Source organism: Rahnella sp. P4_A8 (assembly GCF_056402435.1).
In genome coordinates this window covers 1-20542 of the sequence record NZ_JBFUHK010000036.1, presented here as the reverse complement: position 1 = coordinate 20542, position 20542 = coordinate 1, and the positions used below count along the sequence as shown (strand labels likewise).

General features: G+C 52.4%; 19 protein-coding genes. 8 read left to right on the top strand and 11 right to left on the bottom strand.

The window, feature by feature from the left end:
- The first annotated feature begins 303 nt into the window (after positions 1-303).
- Positions 304-519 carry a YgdI/YgdR family lipoprotein gene (locus AC1DUO_RS16720; protein ID WP_013576036.1) on the top strand — a complete coding sequence of 72 codons (216 nt, stop codon included), beginning with the start codon at positions 304-306 and terminating at the stop codon, positions 517-519.
- Positions 520-645: 126 nt separating this feature from the next.
- Here the strand turns inward: AC1DUO_RS16720 and AC1DUO_RS16715 are convergent, their stop codons facing one another.
- The 4 genes from AC1DUO_RS16715 to AC1DUO_RS16700 all read right to left on the bottom strand — a co-directional run bounded on the left by AC1DUO_RS16715 (position 646) and on the right by AC1DUO_RS16700 (position 7380).
- Positions 646-2475, bottom strand: a complete 1830-nt coding sequence (locus AC1DUO_RS16715; RefSeq protein ID WP_477988035.1) for a methyl-accepting chemotaxis protein — start codon at positions 2473-2475, stop codon at positions 646-648.
- Between the two features lie 342 nt (positions 2476-2817).
- Positions 2818-3792 (bottom strand): porphobilinogen synthase, encoded by a 975-nt coding sequence (gene hemB / locus AC1DUO_RS16710; RefSeq protein ID WP_013576038.1) that lies wholly within the window; start codon positions 3790-3792, stop codon positions 2818-2820.
- A gap of 215 nt (positions 3793-4007) precedes the next feature.
- Positions 4008-6107, bottom strand: coding sequence for a peptidase domain-containing ABC transporter (locus AC1DUO_RS16705; protein ID WP_013576039.1), 2100 nt, complete (start codon positions 6105-6107; stop codon positions 4008-4010).
- Positions 6094-7380: an HlyD family secretion protein gene (locus AC1DUO_RS16700; protein ID WP_232829627.1), complete on the bottom strand. Its 1287-nt coding sequence runs from the start codon at positions 7378-7380 to the stop codon at positions 6094-6096. The genes AC1DUO_RS16705 and AC1DUO_RS16700 overlap by 14 nt, the downstream gene beginning before the upstream one ends.
- Positions 7381-7806: 426 nt before the next feature.
- Between AC1DUO_RS16700 and AC1DUO_RS16695 the strand changes: the two genes are divergently transcribed.
- Positions 7807-7998: a hypothetical protein gene (locus AC1DUO_RS16695; protein WP_013576041.1), complete on the top strand. Its 192-nt coding sequence runs from the start codon at positions 7807-7809 to the stop codon at positions 7996-7998.
- Between the two features lie 115 nt (positions 7999-8113).
- On the opposite strand, the gene AC1DUO_RS16690 is transcribed toward AC1DUO_RS16695, so the two are convergent.
- The 6 genes from AC1DUO_RS16690 to pspA all read right to left on the bottom strand — a co-directional run bounded on the left by AC1DUO_RS16690 (position 8114) and on the right by pspA (position 12233).
- Entirely contained in the window at positions 8114-9181 is a 1068-nt protein-coding gene (locus tag AC1DUO_RS16690) for a YcjF family protein (RefSeq protein ID WP_112152188.1), read from the bottom strand.
- A complete protein-coding gene (locus AC1DUO_RS16685) occupies positions 9178-10575 on the bottom strand; it encodes a YcjX family GTP-binding protein (protein ID WP_119261793.1) in 1398 nt (465 codons plus the stop codon). The genes AC1DUO_RS16690 and AC1DUO_RS16685 overlap by 4 nt, the downstream gene beginning before the upstream one ends.
- Positions 10556-10801: a phage shock protein PspD gene (locus tag AC1DUO_RS16680; RefSeq protein ID WP_037035548.1), complete on the bottom strand. Its 246-nt coding sequence runs from the start codon at positions 10799-10801 to the stop codon at positions 10556-10558. Before AC1DUO_RS16680 ends, AC1DUO_RS16685 begins: the two co-directional genes overlap by 20 nt.
- A gap of 84 nt (positions 10802-10885) precedes the next feature.
- On the bottom strand, positions 10886-11245 hold the full coding sequence (gene pspC / locus AC1DUO_RS16675; protein WP_037035549.1) for an envelope stress response membrane protein PspC: 360 nt from the start codon (positions 11243-11245) through the stop codon (positions 10886-10888).
- Entirely contained in the window at positions 11245-11472 is a 228-nt protein-coding gene (gene pspB / locus AC1DUO_RS16670; protein ID WP_112152186.1) for an envelope stress response membrane protein PspB, read from the bottom strand. Before pspB ends, pspC begins: the two co-directional genes overlap by 1 nt.
- A gap of 89 nt (positions 11473-11561) precedes the next feature.
- The gene (gene pspA, locus AC1DUO_RS16665; protein WP_013576051.1) at positions 11562-12233 is read right to left on the bottom strand and encodes a phage shock protein PspA; all 672 of its coding nucleotides are present in this window, start codon (positions 12231-12233) and stop codon (positions 11562-11564) included.
- A gap of 232 nt (positions 12234-12465) precedes the next feature.
- Here pspA and pspF point away from each other — a divergent pair, with 232 nt between their 5' ends.
- Entirely contained in the window at positions 12466-13473 is a 1008-nt protein-coding gene (gene pspF / locus AC1DUO_RS16660) for a phage shock protein operon transcriptional activator (RefSeq protein ID WP_013576052.1), read from the top strand.
- Between the two features lie 221 nt (positions 13474-13694).
- Here the strand turns inward: pspF and zigA are convergent, their stop codons facing one another.
- The gene (zigA, locus tag AC1DUO_RS16655) at positions 13695-14882 is read right to left on the bottom strand and encodes a zinc metallochaperone GTPase ZigA (protein WP_112152214.1); all 1188 of its coding nucleotides are present in this window, start codon (positions 14880-14882) and stop codon (positions 13695-13697) included.
- Between the two features lie 239 nt (positions 14883-15121).
- Here zigA and sapA point away from each other — a divergent pair, with 239 nt between their 5' ends.
- Genes sapA through sapF form a run of 5 tightly spaced genes read left to right on the top strand, consistent with a single transcriptional unit; the run spans position 15122 to position 20444 of the window.
- Positions 15122-16804: an ABC transporter substrate-binding protein SapA gene (gene sapA, locus AC1DUO_RS16650; protein ID WP_013576054.1), complete on the top strand. Its 1683-nt coding sequence runs from the start codon at positions 15122-15124 to the stop codon at positions 16802-16804.
- Positions 16801-17766, top strand: coding sequence for a putrescine export ABC transporter permease SapB (gene sapB, locus AC1DUO_RS16645; RefSeq protein ID WP_013576055.1), 966 nt, complete (start codon positions 16801-16803; stop codon positions 17764-17766). The genes sapA and sapB overlap by 4 nt, the downstream gene beginning before the upstream one ends.
- Positions 17753-18643 carry a putrescine export ABC transporter permease SapC gene (gene sapC / locus AC1DUO_RS16640; RefSeq protein ID WP_013576056.1) on the top strand — a complete coding sequence of 297 codons (891 nt, stop codon included), beginning with the start codon at positions 17753-17755 and terminating at the stop codon, positions 18641-18643. Before sapB ends, sapC begins: the two co-directional genes overlap by 14 nt.
- Positions 18643-19635 (top strand): putrescine export ABC transporter ATP-binding protein SapD, encoded by a 993-nt coding sequence (gene sapD, locus AC1DUO_RS16635; RefSeq protein WP_013576057.1) that lies wholly within the window; start codon positions 18643-18645, stop codon positions 19633-19635. Before sapC ends, sapD begins: the two co-directional genes overlap by 1 nt.
- The gene (sapF, locus tag AC1DUO_RS16630) at positions 19635-20444 is read left to right on the top strand and encodes a putrescine export ABC transporter ATP-binding protein SapF (protein ID WP_013576058.1); all 810 of its coding nucleotides are present in this window, start codon (positions 19635-19637) and stop codon (positions 20442-20444) included. The genes sapD and sapF overlap by 1 nt, the downstream gene beginning before the upstream one ends.
- Positions 20445-20542 lie beyond the last annotated feature (98 nt).

Sequence of the window (20542 nt, the reverse complement as noted above, 5' to 3'; positions counted from 1 at the left end):
TAAGACTGAGGGTTTCCCGCTTATCTCCGGGGGTGAAAACATCAAAGGTAAAAAAACATAAGCAAAATATCTGCCATTGTTACTCAACCTCTGAGAATGTGACGGGTTATGTGAGTATAGATAGCGACGGGAGAGCGTTACGGGCAACTGACAGAAACAACGACGGGATCACATCGCACCGTGCTGGTGCACAAGCACGGTTTTGCACGCACGCTTACGCCGGGTGACATTTTTATTCTTTGCTTCTTGCGGCGGGTTGTTTTGTAATATGGGCAGATGATTGCAACGGGAAACTACTGAACAATGAAGAAATTATCCTGCCTGACGGCTGTGGTTCTGGCTCTGTCGTTAACTGGCTGCGCCAGCGATTATGTGATTAACACCAAATCCGGCGACCAGTTTTTCGCCCACGGCGAACCGGATCGTGACCGCAATACCGGCATGACCAGCTACACCGACATGAATGGCGATTATCATCTGATGAACACCAATGATATTGCGGGCATTGTGAAGAAGTAGGGTTACGGATGGGAATTGCATTTATCTCAAAACCTGGCCGATGACACGCATGGTCGGCTTAACAAAACAGTCATGCTATGTGGTGCACAAACGGCACGCAATATCACGACTGTTTTGAGAATCAGATTACTCAGTAATAAAACGTGAAACAGACGCAGCAAGATTTTGTGCCTGATCTCGCAGCGCATTGGCGGCAGCAGAAGACTCTTCCACCAGGGCCGCATTTTGTTGAGTCACGCTGTCCATTTCCACTATTGCCTGCCCTACCTGAGATATTCCCCTGTTCTGTTCATCCGATGCCTGAGTAATTTCATTCAGTATTTCGGTAACATTAGCCACTTTGGTCACAATGTCATGCATGGTAGTCCCCGCCTGTTCTACCAGATCTGACCMTGCATTAATTCGCTCTACCGATTCACCAATTAAACCTTCTATTTCTTTTGCAGCCTGAGCGCTTCTCTGCGCAAGGCTTCTCACTTCGCTTGCCACAACAGCAAATCCCCGCCCCTGTTCGCCAGCACGCGCCGCTTCAACAGCCGCATTGAGAGCCAGAATATTGGTCTGAAAAGCGATGCTATTAATTACCGTCGTAATCTCAGCAATTTTTGCTGAGCTTGCAGTAATTTCATTCATAGTTTTCACCACATGAGAGACGAGTTGCCCGCCTTTATTCGCCGTTTCTGAAGTACTGCCCGCCAGGCGGCTGGTATGATGAATATTGTCCACGTTCTGTTTAACCGTCGCAGTTAACTGCTCCATGCTGGCTGCCGTTTCTTCAAGCGCAGCAGCCTGTTCCTCAGTGCGTGCGGATAAATCATTATTACCTGCCGCAATTTCTGCGGAGGCATGGCTCACCTGCGTCACACCGGTACGAATATCCCCGATGATACGGCGGAGATCGGTGTTCATCTCATCTACAGCTTGCATCAGTTCTCCCAGCTCATCACGACGCGTGGTATTGAGATGGGCTCTTAAATCACCGCGCGCTATCTGTCTGGCGACGTCAAGCGTGTCAGCCAGAGGCTTCACAATTTGGCGGGAAATAATCAGTGCAATGCCAATACTTAATAAGACTGCTGCTACCAGGAGTGAAGTCATCCATATAACTGCATTTCTGATATCGTCATGCGCCGCGCTCAGCTCCGATTCAAATATATTGTCACTCAGGGTAGTCAGCTTGCCGCCTGCTTTCGCAAGCAACTGAGTCACTTCCTGCTCAGCAATATAGGATTGGAGGTAGTTTCCGGCACTCGCCTTTTTGGCCGAGACCGAGCGTTCAATTTCTTCAAGTATGCTGACATCAGCCGGATTTAACTGGGATTTGACGGCATCCATTTGCTGAATCGATTCATTCATAAAACCTGTTAAAGCCTGAAGGGATTCCTCAGTATTCTCAAACTGGAGGAGTTTTACACGTGTCGCCACCCCATCAATGTGTCTGACGATATCCCCTAACGCGATCGCGGTGACAGCACGTGCGGGATCTCGTGCATAGGACTGAGCCAGACTGTTAATCTCAGATTCTTCGCGTGTCAGCACAAAACTACTGACAACAAGATCACGTTGTTGGGTCTCGCGGACCGTTTGAGCACGCTTGTCACGATACGTCTTCATGACCTCTGACATTTCATTAAGCATCTTCAGGTGCTCTGTATCCCAACGAAGCAACCTGAGACTTTCAATTTTTTTATCAACCTGCTGTAAGTTCACCTCATTCATTGTGATGTATTTTTCATCGTGCGTTTTCACATATTCCAGTCTTTCAGCTTTCGCCATAGCAAACTGGTCAGTTATCACTTTAAGCTGGCTTATTTTCTCAGCTCGAATGGAAATATCATTCAGATTTTTAATACCACATAAAGCAACTGCAATGCTCAGCAATAAGATAAGTCCGAAACCTAATGCTAATTTTTTCCCGACTTTTAGATTTTCAAAATATGACATAAATATTTTCATAGCGCATGGCTCTCCATTATTTTTATAAATACAATTGTATGTGAAGCACATGGGGTATCGGCAGGCTATAAAAATTAGTTAATAAAAAACTCAGTTTATTAAGTTACAAAAGTCAGTAATTTAACCGCTATAAAACCTTATTCTTTGTATGAATACTTTTTTATTAATTACACCCTATTAATGGTGAGGTAATTCTCTATAAAAAAGCATTATTTTAATTTTCTGCCACTCTTAAATATTAAAGACGTTATCTGAACATACATCGCGCAGTATCAGCTTCCGACGCGAGGACATAAAAAAACCGGGCGGAAGCCCGGTTTTGGTTTGCAGCGAGAACAAAAATTACAGCCCGTTTTCGGCAATATCCATCGCGAAGTAAGTCAGGATAATATCTGCGCCAGCACGTTTAATCGCGCCCAGGCTTTCACGTACGACGGCACGCTCATCAATAGCACCGGCTTGTGCAGCAAATTTGATCATCGCGTATTCACCGCTGACCTGATACGCCGCCAGTGGCAGACGGGAGGCTTCGCGGATATCGCGGATCACGTCCAGATACGCACCGGCCGGTTTCACCATCAGCGCATCGGCGCCTTCCTGCTCGTCCAGCAACGATTCACGCACGGCTTCGCGGCGGTTCATCGGGTTCATCTGATATTGCTTGCGGTTGCCTTTCAGTACACTGCCGCCCGCTTCGCGGAAAGGCCCGTACAGGGAAGATGCAAACTTGGTGGAATACGCCATGATTGAGGTATCGATAAATCCGGCTTCATCCAGCGCACTGCGGATGGCCTGCACCTGACCGTCCTGCGCGGCGGATGGCGCGATGAAATCTGCACCAGCAGCAGCCGCCACGACAGCCTGTTTACCGAGGTTGACCAGGGTTGCGTCGTTATCCACGCCGTGGTCGTGCAACACACCGCAATGGCCGTGTGAGGTGTATTCGCAGAAACAGGTGTCGGACATGACAATCATTTCAGGCACGGTGTCTTTACAGATACGCGCCATACGCGCGACCAGACCGTTTTCGTTCCAGGTATCGCTGCCGGTGGCATCCATGTGATGCGAAATACCGAACGTCATAACAGAGCGGATACCGGCGCGGGCGTAACGTTCGATTTCAAATGCCAGGCGGGATTCAGGGATGCGCAACACACCCGGCATGGCTTCGATGGGTACGTATTCAGAGGTCTCTTCTTCTACGAAAATCGGCAGTACCAGATCGTTGACGCTAAATTCAGTTTCCTGAAAAAGAGTGCGCAGGGATTCGGACTGTCTCAGGCGGCGAAGGCGTGAGCTCGGGAACTGATTCGACATGAAAACTCCTAAAAATTAATCTGTTGCGCTGATATTTTTTAGAAACAGGAGCACAGACAGTTCAGACGGCAGGAGGCGATGCAGCGCCGTCAGACGATGAAGTCCGCATTTTATAATAACTTTTAAACAAATGATGAACTTTCCGTGAGGAGATGTAACAGAGGCCGCAATTTTGGAAAGGCGATCCCGGAACAGGGATCGCCTGAAGGAAGGATTTAACCGAGCTTGATCTCGCGATCTGCTGAGGCAATCGTAGACGGACGGTGGGCAATAAATATCCGCGTAATATCCAGTTCGCTGATCGCCTGATTGATGCGCATTTCATTGTCCAGATCCAAATGACTGGTGGCTTCGTCGAGGAACAGTATCGCCGGACGGCGGTACAGTGCGCGGGCAATCAGCAAACGCTGTTTCTGCCCGCCGGACAAACTGCCGCCCAGTTCGCTGATCAGCGTTTCATAGCCCATCGGCATCCGTTCGATATCGTCGTGGATGTTACAACGGCGGGCGCAATCAATAATACGCGCTTCATCTTTCTGCTCATCAAAGCTGGCAATGTTCTCGGCGATAGATCCGGCGAACAACGTGTCATCCTGTAACACACAGGCGATGCAACTGCGGTAATTGTTCAGTCCGGCGGTGGTGATATCCATACCGTTAATCAGAATGCGGCCTTCGGTGGGCGTCAGCAAACCGGTCATGATCTTCATCAGAGTGGTTTTACCCTGCCCCGACGGCCCGGTGATCGCCACACTTTCGCCCGCCGCCACCGACAGGTTTAGCCCGTTGATCAGCGGTGCGGAAAGGCTGTCGTACTGAAACACCAGATCCCGCACCTCCAGCGACGCTGCCTCGCCCGCCCGCAGCAACTCACGTTCCGGCAGTGATTTCTCGGTGCCGGTCAGCGCGATATCCGCGATACGGTCGCGGTGCAGGGAAAGCATCCGCAGTTGCAACACCATATTCAGCAGACTGGCAGCACGTTCGGAGAACTGCCCGCGGTAGGTGTTGAAGGCCACAAACATCCCCAGCGTCATATGGCCGTCAATTACCTGCGTCGCCCCCAGCCACAGCAGCGCGACCTGATCGAGCGTGGCGATCAGCGTGTTGCCGCCGGTAAACATCATCTCAAACCTGGTTTTACGCACCGTCGCATTGGCGTTATCAATGTTCAGATTGAGCCAGAAATTGGCGCGGGCTTTCGATAAACCCAGTGCTTTCAGCGTGCTGATGCCGTAGAGCGTTTCCATAAAGTGCGAACCGGCACGCGCACCTTTAACGATTTGCTCCTCGGAAACCTGGCGGTAAGCGTTATACGTCGTCAGGCGGAAGATGACATAAATCGCCGTGAAGCCAAGAATCACCCAAATCAGCCAGCCGCCATACAGCACCATCATCACGATTAACCCGACCGACATAATGCCGTCGATAATACTGTTGACCACGTTGGTGGTCAGCGTGGTGCGCAGCGTATCGAGCGAAGTAAAACGCGACTGAATATCCCCGAGTTTACGTTTCTCAAAATAATCGAGCGGCAGTTTCATCAGATGATCGAACAGCCGCGCTTTCCATTGCACATCAATCAGCGTACTCATCACCAGCGATGTCCAGGCGCGTAACATGCTGACGCCGGTGCGGAAAATGATGAAGAACAGCAACCCGAGGCAAATCAGGGTCAGTAAATCCGGGTCTTTCGCCGGGATCACATGGTCCATTACCAGTTGCATCCCGACCGGCAGCAGTAAGTTGACCGATTCGATCATCAGCGAGAGGCAGAAGATTTTGGTCAGCGCCGGAATAAGGCCACTGACATTGCCCATCATTTTGCGCAGATCCAGCCGTACGCGCGGTTTCTCCGAGGTAAAACCGTTGTCCGGCCACAGCTCGAGTGCCACGCCAGTGAAATGCTCGGACACCTCGCGCATGCCAAGCGAACGGCGGCCAAAGGCCGGATCGTGAATAATCACTTTGCCCTGTTTAACGCCAACCAGCACCACGAAATGATTGAGATCCCAGTGCAAAATACACGGCGTTTTCAGCGCGTTCAGCTCATCGATATCCAGCTTTAACGCGCGGGATTTCATCTCATTCGCTGCCGCGATATCCATCAGCGTGCGCAGCGTCGCGCCCCGTGAAGATATCCCATAGCGCTGACGCAGGCTTTGCAAGTCGACGTGTTTGCCGTGATAGCCAAAGACCATTGCCAGACTGGCCAGTCCGCACTCGGCGGCCTCGGTTTGAATAATCTGCGGCACCCGGTGGCGCCAGCTAAAGTGCAGGCGGTCAGCCAGCTCCCGTACGTTATCGAGATTCATTGATTGGCCCCACCACGCTTTTCTTCATGCTGTAATACGGAGACAACATCCACTGATACAGCGGCCTTTTCTCCAGGAATAACGTCGACTCGGCTTTCATGCCGCTGGATAAATTCAGCGTTTCGCCGTGCCAGTTCATGGCTTTTTTATCCAGTGAAACAATCACTTTGTAATACGGCCCGCTGATCGTGCCATTGGCCGTTCTCGGCGCGCTGGCGTAAGAATTCAGCTCCTGTTCGGAAACCGGCGCAGAGGAAATCGATTCCACCTTGCCGGGGAACTGGCCATATTTTTCAAACGGATAGGCTTCGTACCGAATATTGATGTGCTCGCCGGCTTTCACGTAAGGCACGCTTTCATTCGGCAGCCAGGCAACGAGAAAGAACGGGGAATTACTGGCTGGCACCAGTTGCGCGAGGCTGTCACCGGCGTTGACCATCTGTCCGGGCGTGACGCTCAGCGAAGAGATTTTGCCGGAGGTCGGCGCGGTGATCAGCAATGAGCCTTTGGCATCGGCCTGCGCCAGCTGGCGTTCGAGGTCATTGCGCTGGTAGCCGTACTGTGAAATCTGGTTATCAAACTCGGCGGCGCGGGTGACCAGTTCGCTGCGCAGATTGGTGATTTGTAATGCTTCCTGAATCGCCTGGGTGTTCAGGCTCTGGAACGATGTCTGCTGCTGGTAAAACAGGTAGCGCTGATTATTCAGCTGGTCAGTATTGATCAGGCCCTTCTTCTGATATGCCCCGTAGTTCTGCATGCTCTTTTTCATGGCATCCAGCCCTTCCTGCGCCGAATCCACCATGCTTTGTGAGACTTCATGCGCCTTCTGATACTGATCGAGTTGCTGTTGCAGGTTTTGCAGGGTTTCCTGCTTATTGTGTTCCAGCTGGGCAATAATGGAATCGATTTGCTCGCGCTGCTTTTTAATAGCGGCGAGCGTGGTGGTACTGACATTCCCCGCCTGCGTCACGCGGCTGACGTCGATTTCATATAAAGGCTGGCCCTTTTTTACGGGTTTACCGGTATCGACATACAATTTGGTGACCACGCCCTGCTCAGGGCTGAATAAATTAATGCTGTGCGGCTGAGTAATGATTTCACCGCTGACGTTGATGCGACGTGTGTAGTTAGCGAAGATCAGGAATATCAGTAAAGCAAACAGGAAGAGGGCCGTGAGTGTCGTGACAATCCATAAAGGCCAGCCGGAGAGCAATAAAGCCTTACCCGCCCAGTGACTTTGCTGATGTTCATTGACCTCTTTACGAAAGAGCATATTTAAGCGTTCCAGAAAAACCGGCTGTAAAAACAGAATCTTTGAAAGATAGCAGCACATAATCACGCTGCCACCGCGATTACTCTGAAACACCGGATGAAGTTATTACCACGCAGGGATAATTGCGCAGTAATATTAATTTCAATGTCTTATAAAAAATAACCACCTGACCTCTGGTTCGATTATTTTTTGCACATTGCATTAATTATTCAGATTTAAAAATATCTTAATAATGATTTCAAACAATGAGTTACATATCTAAATTCACATAGGAGATTATTCCTAGTCAAATTCCGTCCGCAGTACTCTAGGCTTAATCCCTGTGAAGACATTGCGTAGAAATTATCTCCATAGACTTACTCAATGTTTTCATCGCCCCCGTTATTTAAGGGGACTTGCTTTAACAGATTAAAAGGAAGGCCTAAGATGAAACAATTAACAGAACATGATATTGAAATGGTTAATGGTGCGGGTTGGTCGGAAGATGTTAATAAGGTTGCCGATCGCCTATCAAACTTTGGTCAGGACGCGGTGAGTGACACCAGTAATGCGGTGAACAAGGCGTATTCACAAATTTCCGATGGTCTTGCTAAAGCACAGAACTATCTGACAACCTAGTTTATAAACAGCTTTTGTTGTACCGAAAGTTAATTTATAAGCAACTTAGTCAGAGTAATACAAGCCCCCGTTAATTTGGGGGCTTTTTTATTGGCAGTTTAAAACTGAAGAAATATCAGACGCCTGATTTAGTTTTATCGCTTTTCACCATGCTGTTTTTCAGCTTGCCGACAAGCTCACGGCGAAAATCACCGAGTTTCGGTTTATCGCCTTCCAGCCACGGCAGCGGGCGGCAGAGTTCCATGGTTTTGATGCCCAGACGCGCAGTCAGCAAGCCGGCACCGATACCTTGTGCCGCACGGGCTGAAAGACGCGCCGCCAGATCCTGCGACATCCAGTCCATGCCCACTTCACGCACCAGTTCGGATGCACCGGCGAATGCCATATTCAGCAGCACCAGACGGAACAAACGAATACGGCTGTAATAGCCAAGTTCGATGCCGTACAGCACCGCGATACGGTTAACCAGCCGCAGGTTGCGCCAGGCGATGAAGGCCATATCCACCAGCGCCAGCGGGCTGACAGCGATCATCAGCGCAGATTCGGCTGCTGAATGACTGATTTCACGCCGGGCCTGCGCATCGAGAACCGGCTGAACCAGACGGGCATACAGTTCAACCACTTCCCGGTCATTCTGGGTTTCATGCAGTGAGGCCTGCCAGCGTTGCAGCGCCGGATGGCTGTTATCCAGCCCGGCCTGCGCCGCCAGTTTTTCGCAGAATACACGTCCCTGCCCTAATCCATGACTGTGCATTAATTCGCGTGCCGTATCGCGCTCGTCGGCGCGCTGACGCAGGCGGTACAAGCGTCGCCATTCGGTCGCAACGGAACCGACACCGGCGACAATAATCAGCCCGCCTGCGGTGCAGGCACCAAGCGCCACCCAGTCCTGCTGGATCCACGCTTCGTGTACCCATTGCACGCCCTGTGCTACCACGCTGATGCCCAGCACCGCCACGCCGAGGCGCACAATTTTGCCCCACAAACTGCGACGCGGTTTCAGCGCACGGTTGAGCACTGCTTCGGCCTCGCCCTCTTCCTGCTGTTCGTCTGCTTCGGTGGATACCGCAATAAAGCGCTCTGAAATTTGTTCGTCAAACGCCAGCGCCGGTTTGATCACCGGTTCAGCAGGGGCTTTTAATTCCGTTTCAAAATCGATACGCGGTTTGATGGGTTCGCTCATCGCATTTTATCTCCCAGTAAAAACTCCATCACCGCGTCCAGACGGATGTGCGGCAACGGTGTATCCACGCTCATTTCACGCGGACGAAACTCGTCAAAGTGGAACCCCTGTTTTTGCCAGAACGCATGACCCGGCAGACGTGCAGGCACTTCGCCAGGGAACACGGTCAGCGGCGCGCCATCCTGTAACCGGTGACCTTTCAGCGCGGGCAAACTTTGCCCCTGATATTCCACCATGCCGGTTTCCGTCGCCTGCACCGACGCCAGACCGGCGCAATCCATACTGATGCCTTCGAAAGCGGCGTTCTGCCAGGCTTCCTGCACCAGTTGCTGCAACAGCGACACCAGGCTGGCGTGCTGATCGCCGGTAATGTGATCGGCTTTAGTGGCGGCGAACATCAGTTTGTCGATGCACGGATTAAACAGACGGCGGAACAGTGTGCGCTTGCCATAGTGAAAGCTTTGCATCAGCTGCGTCAGTGCCAGGCGCATATCGTTAAATGCCTGCGGTCCGCTGTTGAGCGGCTGCAGACAATCGACCAGCACAATCTGGCGGTCAAATTTCACAAAGTGATCTTTGTAAAAACCTTTCACGATGTGCTGGCAGTAATAGTCGAAACGCGCACGCAGCATACCCAGATTGCTGTTTTTATCCGCCTGCGCCAGTTGCGCATCGGAATAGCGGTTCAGCTCCGGCCACGGGAAAAATTGCAGCGCAGGCGCACCGGCCATATCTCCCGGCAGAACAAAACGCCCCGGCTGGATAAAGTGCAAACCTTCGGTTTTGCAGCGCACCAGATAATCGGTGTAGGCCTGCGCAATCGCGCCCAGCAGATTTTCATCCGCCGGGGCCAGCGGATCACATTGTTCACACAGCGTCAGCCACGGCTTCGCCCATTCTGCACGATCGCCCTGCAACAGCCCCGCCATCTGGCGCGACCAGTCGAGATAGTTTTGCTCCAGCATTGGCAAATCCAGCAGCCATTCGCCGGGATAATCGACGATCTCCAGATATAACGTGGAGGTGTCTTTGAAGTGACGCAGCAGGGAATCGTTGGATCGGTAACGCAGTGCCAGACGGATTTCGCTGACGCCACGGGTCGGCGTCGGCCATGCGGGCGGCGTGCCGTAGAGTGCCGCCAGACCTTCGTCATAGGCAAAGCGCGACACACCCAGATCACGCTGGGGGACGCGTTTCACGCCAAGCAGACGCTCCTCGCGGGCAGCCGAAAACAGCGGTAAACGTGCGCCGCTGTGCATATGTAAAAGCTGGTTAACGAAGGCGGTGATGAAAGCGGTTTTTCCGCTGCGGCTTAAACCGGTGACAGCCAGCCGCAGATGTCTGTCCATGCCGCGATTGATCAGTGAATTAAACTCATTTTGTAGTCTTTTCATTGCTCTCCCTGGCGTAGCGCCCAAACAGCGCGGTCAAAATACGTTTGAATAATGGTTCTAATAATAGTGCTAAAACATACCTCATTGGCCCTTTTCCCACCACGCCCAACACACGCGCTGCCAGCCCGGCAGGGCCAAAGGTCAGCGCCAGCGTAATGATCACGCTGAAAATTTTCGAAAACAGGCTGCGCTTACCCGGCAGCGAGGAATTCAGGTAACGGGTCATAAAGATTCCTTAAGCGGGAGAGGAGAAGGAAAACAGCAGCCGGAGCAACGTCCGGCGGCCAGAGGCAAAGCGGTGAATAAAGAATTAAAGCTGGCGGAACCGGCTACGCACCCCGAAGGTTTCAGAGGTGACATAGCGTTCGACCTGGCGTAAACGCTGCTCGCTGGCTTTCAGCTCGCGGTCGGCTTCTTCCAGCAAATTACGCGGCGATGGCGCAGTTTCATCGTCATATTCACTGGCCGGTACCGGATCCAGCACGTAGCTGAGAATGATATACGCCAGGACGGTGAACATGAATAAACCAAAGAAAATCGACAGCACGGCCATAATCCGCAGCAATTTTACCGGCACGCCCAGATAGTGCGACAGCCCGGCCAGTACACCTTTTATTACGCCCTCTTCCGGCACGCGGTAGAGTTTTTTCTCAGACAGACGGGTCGCCATTATGATTGCCTCCAGCCCGGGTGTTCGGCATCAAGAATTTCTTCCAGTGCCTGAATACGTTCGCGCATACGTTGCGCTTCATGAGTCAGGCTGGTGAGATTTTGTATCTCATGCTGACTGAGCTGACTGCCATTTTGCTGGCGATTGCTGTAGTGAAGCCACAACCAGACGGGCGCCACGAATAAAACGAAAATAGTCAGCGGAATAGCTAAAAACAGGAAGCTCATTGTCTCTCCTTATGAGTCTTATTTATTACCGGTTACGGCGTTAATCCTGCAACAACCTGCCTGCGAACAGGCAGGTTTAATGGCAAACATTATGCGTCCTGATTGCCGTTCATTTTAGCTTTCAGCGCAGCAATTTGTGCGCTGATTTCATCGTCGGCTTTCAGTTCGGCAAATTGCTGATCCAGCGATTTCTTTTTACCAATGCTGACGCTTTCTGCTTCCGCTTCCATATGATCGATGCGGCGTTCGAACTGCTCGAAACGCGCCATCGCTTCATCAATTTTACCGCTGTCGAGCTGACGGCGGACGTCACGCGAGGACGCTGCGGCCTGATGACGTAAGGTCAGCGCCTGCTGACGCGCACGGGTTTCGGTCAGTTTGCTTTCCAGCTCACCAATTTCTGACTTCATGCGATCCAGCGTTTCTTCTACCACGTTCACTTCGTTTTTCAGCGTGGTCACCAGCTCGGACAGCTTTTGCTTTTCGATCAGCGCCGCACGGGCCAGATCGTCTTTATCTTTACGCAGCGCCAGTTCGGCTTTGTCCTGCCATTCACTCTGCTGGGATTCACCCTGATCGATACGACGGATCAGTTGTTTCTTTTCTGCCAGCGCACGGGCGGAGGTAGAACGCAGTTCCACCAGCGTGTCTTCCATTTCCTGAATCATCAGACGAACCAGTTTTTGCGGATCTTCTGCTTTATCCAGCAAGGTGTTGATGTTGGCGTTAATGATGTCAGCGAAGCGAGAAAAAATACCCATAATCGAAATTCCTCTTTGTTTCTGTTGGTTTCCGGCCAAATGATTACCGGTTAAATCCGCAGGAAAATTTTTCACTGCGGCGATAAACCTATATCAGGATCCGTGCCAACTTTTTAAAATCATTATCTGCATGAATAAATTGAATTTTTTACTTTTGTCTCTGCTATGCTTATTTTTCGAGATGATTATTTTCACTAAGTGTTAGTGTGTTTCACCACACAAGGAAAGCCAAATGACGGATAACACAGACAATTTACTCGGTGAAGCCAACGCCTTCATCGAAGTGCTGGAACAGGTCTCACAACTGGCGAAGCTGAATAAGCCGGTTCTGGTCACCGGCGAACGCGGCAGCGGAAAGGAACTGATTGCGCATCGTCTGCATTATCTGTCGCCCCGCTGGCAGGGGCCGTTCATTTCGCTCAACTGTGCGGCGCTCAATGAAAACCTGCTGGATTCCGAGTTGTTCGGCCATGAAGCTGGCGCGTTTACCGGCGCACAGAAACGTCATCTCGGACGCTTTGAACGTGCGGATGGCGGCACGTTATTTCTCGATGAGCTGGCGACAGCGCCCATGCTGGTGCAGGAAAAACTGCTGCGCGTGATTGAGTACGGTCATCTGGAGCGCGTCGGCGGCAGCCAGCCGTTACAGGTGGATGTCCGGCTGGTGTGTGCGACCAACGATGATTTACCGGTGCTGGCCGCTGAAGGAAAATTTCGCGCCGACCTGCTGGACCGGCTGGCGTTTGATGTGGTGCAACTGCCGCCGTTGCGTGAACGCCAGCAGGACATCATGTTGCTGGCGGAACATTTCGCCATTCAGATGTGCCGCGAACTGTCTCTCCCGTTATTCCCCGGCTTTACCGACTATGCGCGTCAGACGCTGATGGCCTACCGCTGGCCGGGCAATATCCGCGAGCTGAAAAACGTCGTCGAACGCTCGATGTACCGCCATGGTACCAGCGATTTTCCGCTCGATAATATTATCCTGAACCCGTTTGCGCAGCGCACTGCCACCGTCGAAACGGCTGACGTCAGTCCACACGACACGCTGCCGACGTTACCGCTGGATCTTAAGCAATGGGTGACCGGACAGGAAAAAAATCTGATTGAGCAGGCTTTACGGCAGGCACGCTTTAATCAGCGTAAAGCCGCAGAGTTGCTGAACGTGACTTATCATCAGTTGCGCGGAATGTTGAAGAAACACGCAATTCAGGTCAATTCGCAGGAAGGGGCTGAATAACAGGCAAAAAAAAAGCCAGCACCCGAGCTGGCTAAGTAATACTGGAAGCAATGTGAGCAATGTCGTACCTCGCGATTAACGTCCCTGGCGGGCCGCCTCTCGTCCGGTGAAAAGAATGATAATAGTTCTCAGTATCGTCTGTAAAGCACTTTGTTGAGAATATTTCTCATTACCACACTGATATTATGGCTACTTTATGAACACCTTAAGGTCACTAAGGACTACCATTCGGGGAACGGATCGGCCATGTTGACCCAGTGTTCGATGCCTTCTGCCATCTGCTCTTCGCTTAACAGACACGCATCCAGCTGCCGGATAATCTCTTCTTTATTCAGGTGCTGGCCGATAAACACCAGTTCCTGGCGCATATCGCCAAACGGCTCAACCCATTTCTCCATAATCTGTTCACGGGTCTCCTCGTCCTGCGGCCAGTCGCTTTCAGGCAGCGAACGCCAGAAAATACCCGCCATGCCATAATGCGCTATGCCGCCCGCCTGACTCCACTGCCCGGCAAAGCGCGGACGCGACGCCAGCCAGAAAAAGCCTTTGGAACGCAGTAAGGTACCGCCCCCCCAGTCGCCGTGCACCACGCGGTAAAACTTATCCGGATCAAACGGCCTGCGTGCGGTGTAGACAAAACTGCTGATGCCGTACTCTTCGGTTTCCGGTGTGTGTTCACCGCGTAACTCTTTCAGCCAGCCCGGCGCCTGCTGTGCTTTGGCGAAATCAAACCGGTGCGTATTAAGCACGGCTTCAAGCGGCAGGCTGCCGGGGGAAATCGGTATAATGTGCGCATCGGGATTGAGGCTTTTCAGCAATGCAATCACTTCCCGCTGTTGCAGGCTGTCGAGAAGATCGGTTTTGCTCACCAGCAGCACGTTGCAGAATTCTATCTGGTCGATCAGCAAATCCGTCACGCTACGCGCATCGTCCTCGCCCAGACTTTCACCGGCCTCCTGCACACTGCGCGCTTCCTGATATTGCTGCATAAAGTTGACGCCATCGACCACGGTCACCAGCGTATCCAGCCGTGCGAACTGCGACAGACTTTCACCGTTTTCATCTTCGAAAGTGAAGGTTTCCGCCACCGGCAGCGGTTCTGAAATACCACTCGATTCAATCAGCAGATAATCAAAACGTCCGGCCTGTGCCAGCTCACGCACTGAAATCAGCAAATCTTCCCGCAACGTGCAACAGATGCAGCCGTTGCTCATTTCCACCAGTTTTTCCTGCTGACGGTCGAGCGTGATTTCACTGGCGACCAGTGCGGCGTCAATATTCACCTCGCTCATATCATTGACGATAACCGCCACGCGTAATCCCTGACGGTTGTTCAGAATATGGTTGAGAACGGTAGTTTTACCTGCGCCAAGAAAACCGGACAGCACGGTAACAGGGAGTAAGGACATCATTAACCTCATATCTCAGGACAGTGCAGGAATACTTCGCCTGCAATTATTGTTATAATATAACATAACAATAACAATCCAATTTCAAGGGTTTTATTGATACATGCTCTTTTTTTGCCGGAAAACGAACGGTTTTTGCGCGAAGTGCCGCAGTCCCGCACGCTGATTTGCTCAATGGATTGGGGTACCTCGCAGAGTACGGTACACTTAAGCTATTGCACCTTAACTTTGAAGCCTTTATGCGTCGTCTAACTTTGTGGATGATTTTACTGAGTGGCTTGTCCACGGCAGTTTTTGCTGAGACTGCTCCAACACACGCCAGCCCGACAGTCGTCAGTGCGCCGGTGAACGATATTCGCCAGAGCGGCTTTGTCTATTGTGTTAACGGCATGGTCAATACCTTTAACCCGCAGAAAGCCAGCAGCGGGCTGATCATTGATACGCTGGCCGCACAGTTATATGACCGCCTGCTGGATGTCGACCCTTATACCTATCGCCTGATCCCCGAACTGGCACAAAGCTGGGAAGTGCTGGATGATGGCGCAACCTACCGTTTCCATCTGCGCAAAGATGTGCCTTTCCAGAAAACCGGCTGGTTTTCACCGTCGCGCAAGATGAACGCTGACGATGTGGTGTTCAGCTTCCAGCGCATCATCGACCCGAATAATCACTACCACGCTGTAAACGGTGAAGAATATCCGTATTTCGACAGCCTGCAGTTTGCCCATGCGGTGAAAAGCATCAAAAAACTGGACGACTATACCGTTGAGTTTCGCCTCAATAATCCTGACGCTTCTTTTCTCTGGCATCTTGCCACGCACTATGCACCGGTGCTTTCGGCTGAATATGCCGCGAATCTCATCAAATCCGGCAACGAAGAAGAGATTGATCGCCAGCCGGTAGGCACTGGCCCGTTCCAGCTTGGTGAATACCGTACCGGGCAATATGTGCGGCTGGCGCGCAACGGACAGTACTGGAAAGGCACACCGCGTATGGCACAGGTGGTGATTGATATGGGCGTTGGCGGCACCGGGCGTTTGTCGAAATTGCTGACCGGTGAATGTGATGTGCTGGCGTATCCGGCGGCCAGTCAGCTGTCCATACTACGTGAGGATCCGCGCTTGCGTCTTTCCCTGCGCCCGGGGATGAACGTTGCCTACCTGGCTTTCAATACCAACAAAGCCCCGCTCAATGATCCGCGTATCCGTCAGGCGGTGGCGCTGTCGATCAACAATCAGCGCCTGATGCAGTCGATTTATTACGGCACCGCTGAAACCGCTGCGTCTATTTTGCCGCGTGCGTCCTGGGCTTATGACAGCAACGCGCAGGTAACGGAATACAATCCGGATAAAGCGAAGCAAATCCTGAAAGACCTCGGGCAGGAAAAGCTTAATCTGCATTTATGGGTACCGACGGCGTCGCAGTCCTTTAACCCCAGCCCGCTGAAAACCGCCGAACTGATCCAGGCCGATTTGGGACAGGTAGGGATTAAAGTCACCATTGTCCCGGTCGAGGGACGTTTCCAGGAAGCCAAGCTGATGGAAATGAATCACGACCTGACGCTGTCTGGCTGGTCAACGGACAGTAATGACCCGGACAGTTTCTTCCGCCCTATGCTCAGTTGTGCAGCGATTCATTCGCAGACCAACTATGCTCACTGGTGTAACCCGGAATTTGATGAATTGCTGCGTCAGGGGCTGTTGTCACAGCAACTTTCCCAGCGTATTGAGTTTTATCAGCGGGCGCAAAAAATCCTTGAGCAGGAACTGCCGGTGTTGCCACTGGCGTCTTCCCTGCGTCTTCAGGCTTACCGTTACGACATCAAAGGGCTGGTACTGAGCCCGTTTGGCAACTCCTCGTTTGCTGGCGTCTTCCGTGATGATGAAAAAAGTCGTGATAATGAAGGAAGGAAAGTTCCATGATTATCTTTACGTTACGCCGCATTTTGCTGCTGCTGGTGACCCTGTTCTTCCTGAGCCTTGTGGCGTTCAGCCTGAGCTATTTCACGCCGAATGCGCCACTGCGCGGCGCGTCCTTGTGGGACGCCTACCACTTCTATTTTGCGGGTCTTTGCCAGTTTGATTTCGGTGTGTCGAGTATCAATGGCGAAGGCATCTCTTATCAGTTGAAAGCGGTTTTCCCGGCCACGATGGAATTGTGCGTGCTGGCCTTTGCGCTGGCATTAGTCGTCGGGATCCCGCTGGGCATTCTGGCGGGAGTGATGCGTGGAAAATGGCCGGATGTCGCCATCAGCAGCATCGCCCTGCTCGGCTTTTCCATTCCGGTGTTCTGGCTGGCGGTACTGCTGATGCTGTTCTTCTCGCTGCAACTGGGCTGGCTGCCGGTTTCCGGTCGCCTGGATTTACTCTATCAGTTGAAAAGTGTCACCGGCCTGACGCTGGTTGATGCATGGCTTTCTGATTCGCCATACCGCCATGAGATGATCATGAGCGCTATCCGCCATATGATTTTACCGATCGCCGCGCTGGCCGTTGCGCCGACGACCGAAGTGATCCGCCTGATGCGCATTTCCACCGACGATGTGCTGGAGAAAAACTATGTGAAAGCCGCCGCAACGCGCGGTTTATCACGCTTTACGATTATCCGTCGCCATGTATTACACAACGCGCTGCCGCCGATTATTCCCAAGCTCGGCCTGCAATTTTCGACCATGCTGACGCTGGCGATGATTACTGAGGTGGTCTTTAACTGGCCAGGCATCGGGCGATGGCTGATTAACGCTATCCGTCAGCAGGATTACGCGGCGATTTCAGCCGGTGTGATGGTCGTTGGCTCGCTGGTAATTGTGGTTAACGTGCTTTCAGACATTCTGGGCGCACTGATGAATCCATTGAAACATAAGGAATGGTATGCCCTTCGATAATGTATACCGCGAAAAACAGGTTCCGAGTCCTCTGCGCCATACGTGGGGGATTTTCTATCGCGACACACTGTCGATGATCGGTTTCTACGGCGTGCTCGGCTTGTTATTGCTGTGCATATTTGGCCATTTATTAGCGCCTTACGCGCTCGATCAACAATTCCTTGGTTATCAGTTGTTGCCGCCCTCCTGGTCGCGCTACGGCAATGTGTCGTTCTTCCTCGGCACTGACGATCTTGGCCGCGATTTACTCAGCCGGATGCTTACAGGCGCTGCGCCGACGATTGGCGGCGCACTGGTGATAACCCTCGCGGCGTCTTTATGTGGTGTGATCATCGGCGTACTGGCGGGGATCAGCCGTGGCCTGAAATCGGCCATTCTGAACCATATTTTCGATACGCTGCTGTCTATCCCTTCCCTGCTGCTGGCGATTGTCGTCGTCGCGTTTATCGGGCCGAAACTTGAGCATGCGATGCTGGCCGTCTGGCTGGCGCTGTTGCCACGCATTTCGCGCACGATTTACAGCGCCGTGCATGATGAGCTGGAAAAAGAGTATGTGGTCGCCGTACGACTCGATGGTGCCTCCACCTGGCAGATTCTGCGTTATGCCGTTCTGCCAAATATCGTTGCGGTGCTGGCAACGGAATTTACCCGCGCACTGTCGATGGCGATTCTGGATATCGCCGCGTTAGGCTTTCTGGATCTGGGCGCACAACTGCCGTCACCGGAATGGGGAGCCATGCTCGGCGATTCGCTGGAGCTGGTGTATGTCGCACCGTGGACAGTCATGCTGCCGGGCGCCGCCATTCTTATCAGCGTGTTGCTGATCAACCTGCTGGGTGACGGTGTGCGTCGGGCGATTAATGCGGGAGTGGAATAATGCCGTTACTCGATATCCGCAATCTGACCATTGAATTTATGACCGCCGATGGCCCGGTCAAAGCTGTGGATCGCGTCAGTATGACGCTCAACGCTGGGGAAATCCGCGGGCTGGTGGGCGAATCCGGTTCGGGTAAAAGCCTGATTGCCAAGGCGATTTGTGGCGTTACCAAAGACAACTGGCGCGTGACGGCGGACCGGATGCGCTTTGATAACATCGAGCTGTTGCAACTGACGCCACGCGAACGACGTAAACTGGTCGGGCAAAATGTGTCGATGATTTTTCAGGAGCCGCAGTCCTGTCTGGATCCTTCTGAAAGCATCGGCCGCCAGCTGATTCAGGCCATTCCCGGCTGGACCTACAAAGGCCGCTGGTATCAGCGCTGGAAGTGGCGCAAAAAACGCGCCATCGAGCTGTTGCACCGCGTCGGTATTAAAGATCACAAAGACGTTATGGCCAGTTATCCGTATGAACTGACCGAAGGCGAGTGCCAGAAAGTGATGATCGCCATCGCGCTGGCGAATCAGCCGCGTCTGCTGATTGCCGATGAACCGACTAACGCCATGGAGCCGACGACGCAGGCGCAGATTTTCCGCCTGCTGGCGCGACTCAACCAGAACAATAACACCACCATTTTATTGATCAGCCACGACCTGCAAATGATGAGCAAATGGGCGAACCGTATCAACGTGTTGTATTGCGGACAAACGGTTGAAAGCGCAGCGTGTGAAGAATTGCTGGCCACGCCGCATCATCCTTATACGCAGGCGCTCATCCGCGCGATGCCTGATTTCGGCCGCTCACTGCCACATAAAAGCCGTCTGAATACGCTGCCAGGTGCCATTCCTTCGCTGGAACATTTGCCGATTGGCTGCCGTCTGGGGCCACGCTGCCCTTACGCGCAGAAAAAATGCATCGAAACGCCACGTCTGCGTCTGGCGAAAACCCATGCGTATGCCTGCCACTTCCCGCTGAACATGGAGGAGCAATAATGGGCGAAACCCTGCTCGAAGTCCGTAATCTGAGCAAAACGTTCCGTTATCGCACCGGACTGTTCCGCAAGATGAATCTCGAGGCCGTGAAACCGGTCAGCTTTACCCTGCGCGAAAAACAAACGCTGGCGATCATCGGCGAGAATGGTTCGGGCAAATCGACGCTGGCTAAAATGCTTTCCGGCATGGTCGAGCCGAGCGACGGCGAAATTCTGATTGATGATCATCCGCTGACGTTTCGTGATTATCGTTTCCGCAGCCAGCAAATCCGCATGATTTTTCAGGACCCGAGCACCTCACTTAATCCACGTCAGCGTATCGGGCAGTTACTCGAAGCCCCCCTGCGACTGAACAGCGAAATGGATGCACAACAGCGCGAACAACGCATCAACCAGACATTGCGGCTGGTCGGCATGCTGCCCGATCACGCCAATTATTACCCGCATATGCTGGCGTCGGGTCAGAAGCAGCGCGTGGCACTGGCACGTGCACTTATCCTGCAACCCAAAGTGATCGTGGCTGATGAAGCGCTGGCGTCTCTGGATATGTCGATGCGTTCACAAATCATCAATATGATGCTCGAATTACAGGAAAAACAGGGCATCTCGTACATCTACGTGACGCAGCATCTGGGCATGATGAAACACATCAGCGATCAGGTACTGGTGATGCACGAAGGCGAGGTGGTGGAACGCGGAAATACGGCCGAAGTTCTGGCGGCACCGCTGCATGACCTCACCAAACGGTTGATTTCGAGTCACTTTGGCGAAGCGCTGACTGCTGATGCCTGGCGTCGTGACGGTAATTAACGCCCTTTCTGCATAATAAACGGGCAGATTCACCCCCTGAACGGTGTCAGGAAACTGATGCCGTTTTCTTTATTATGCAAATCCACCCTCTTCTATTC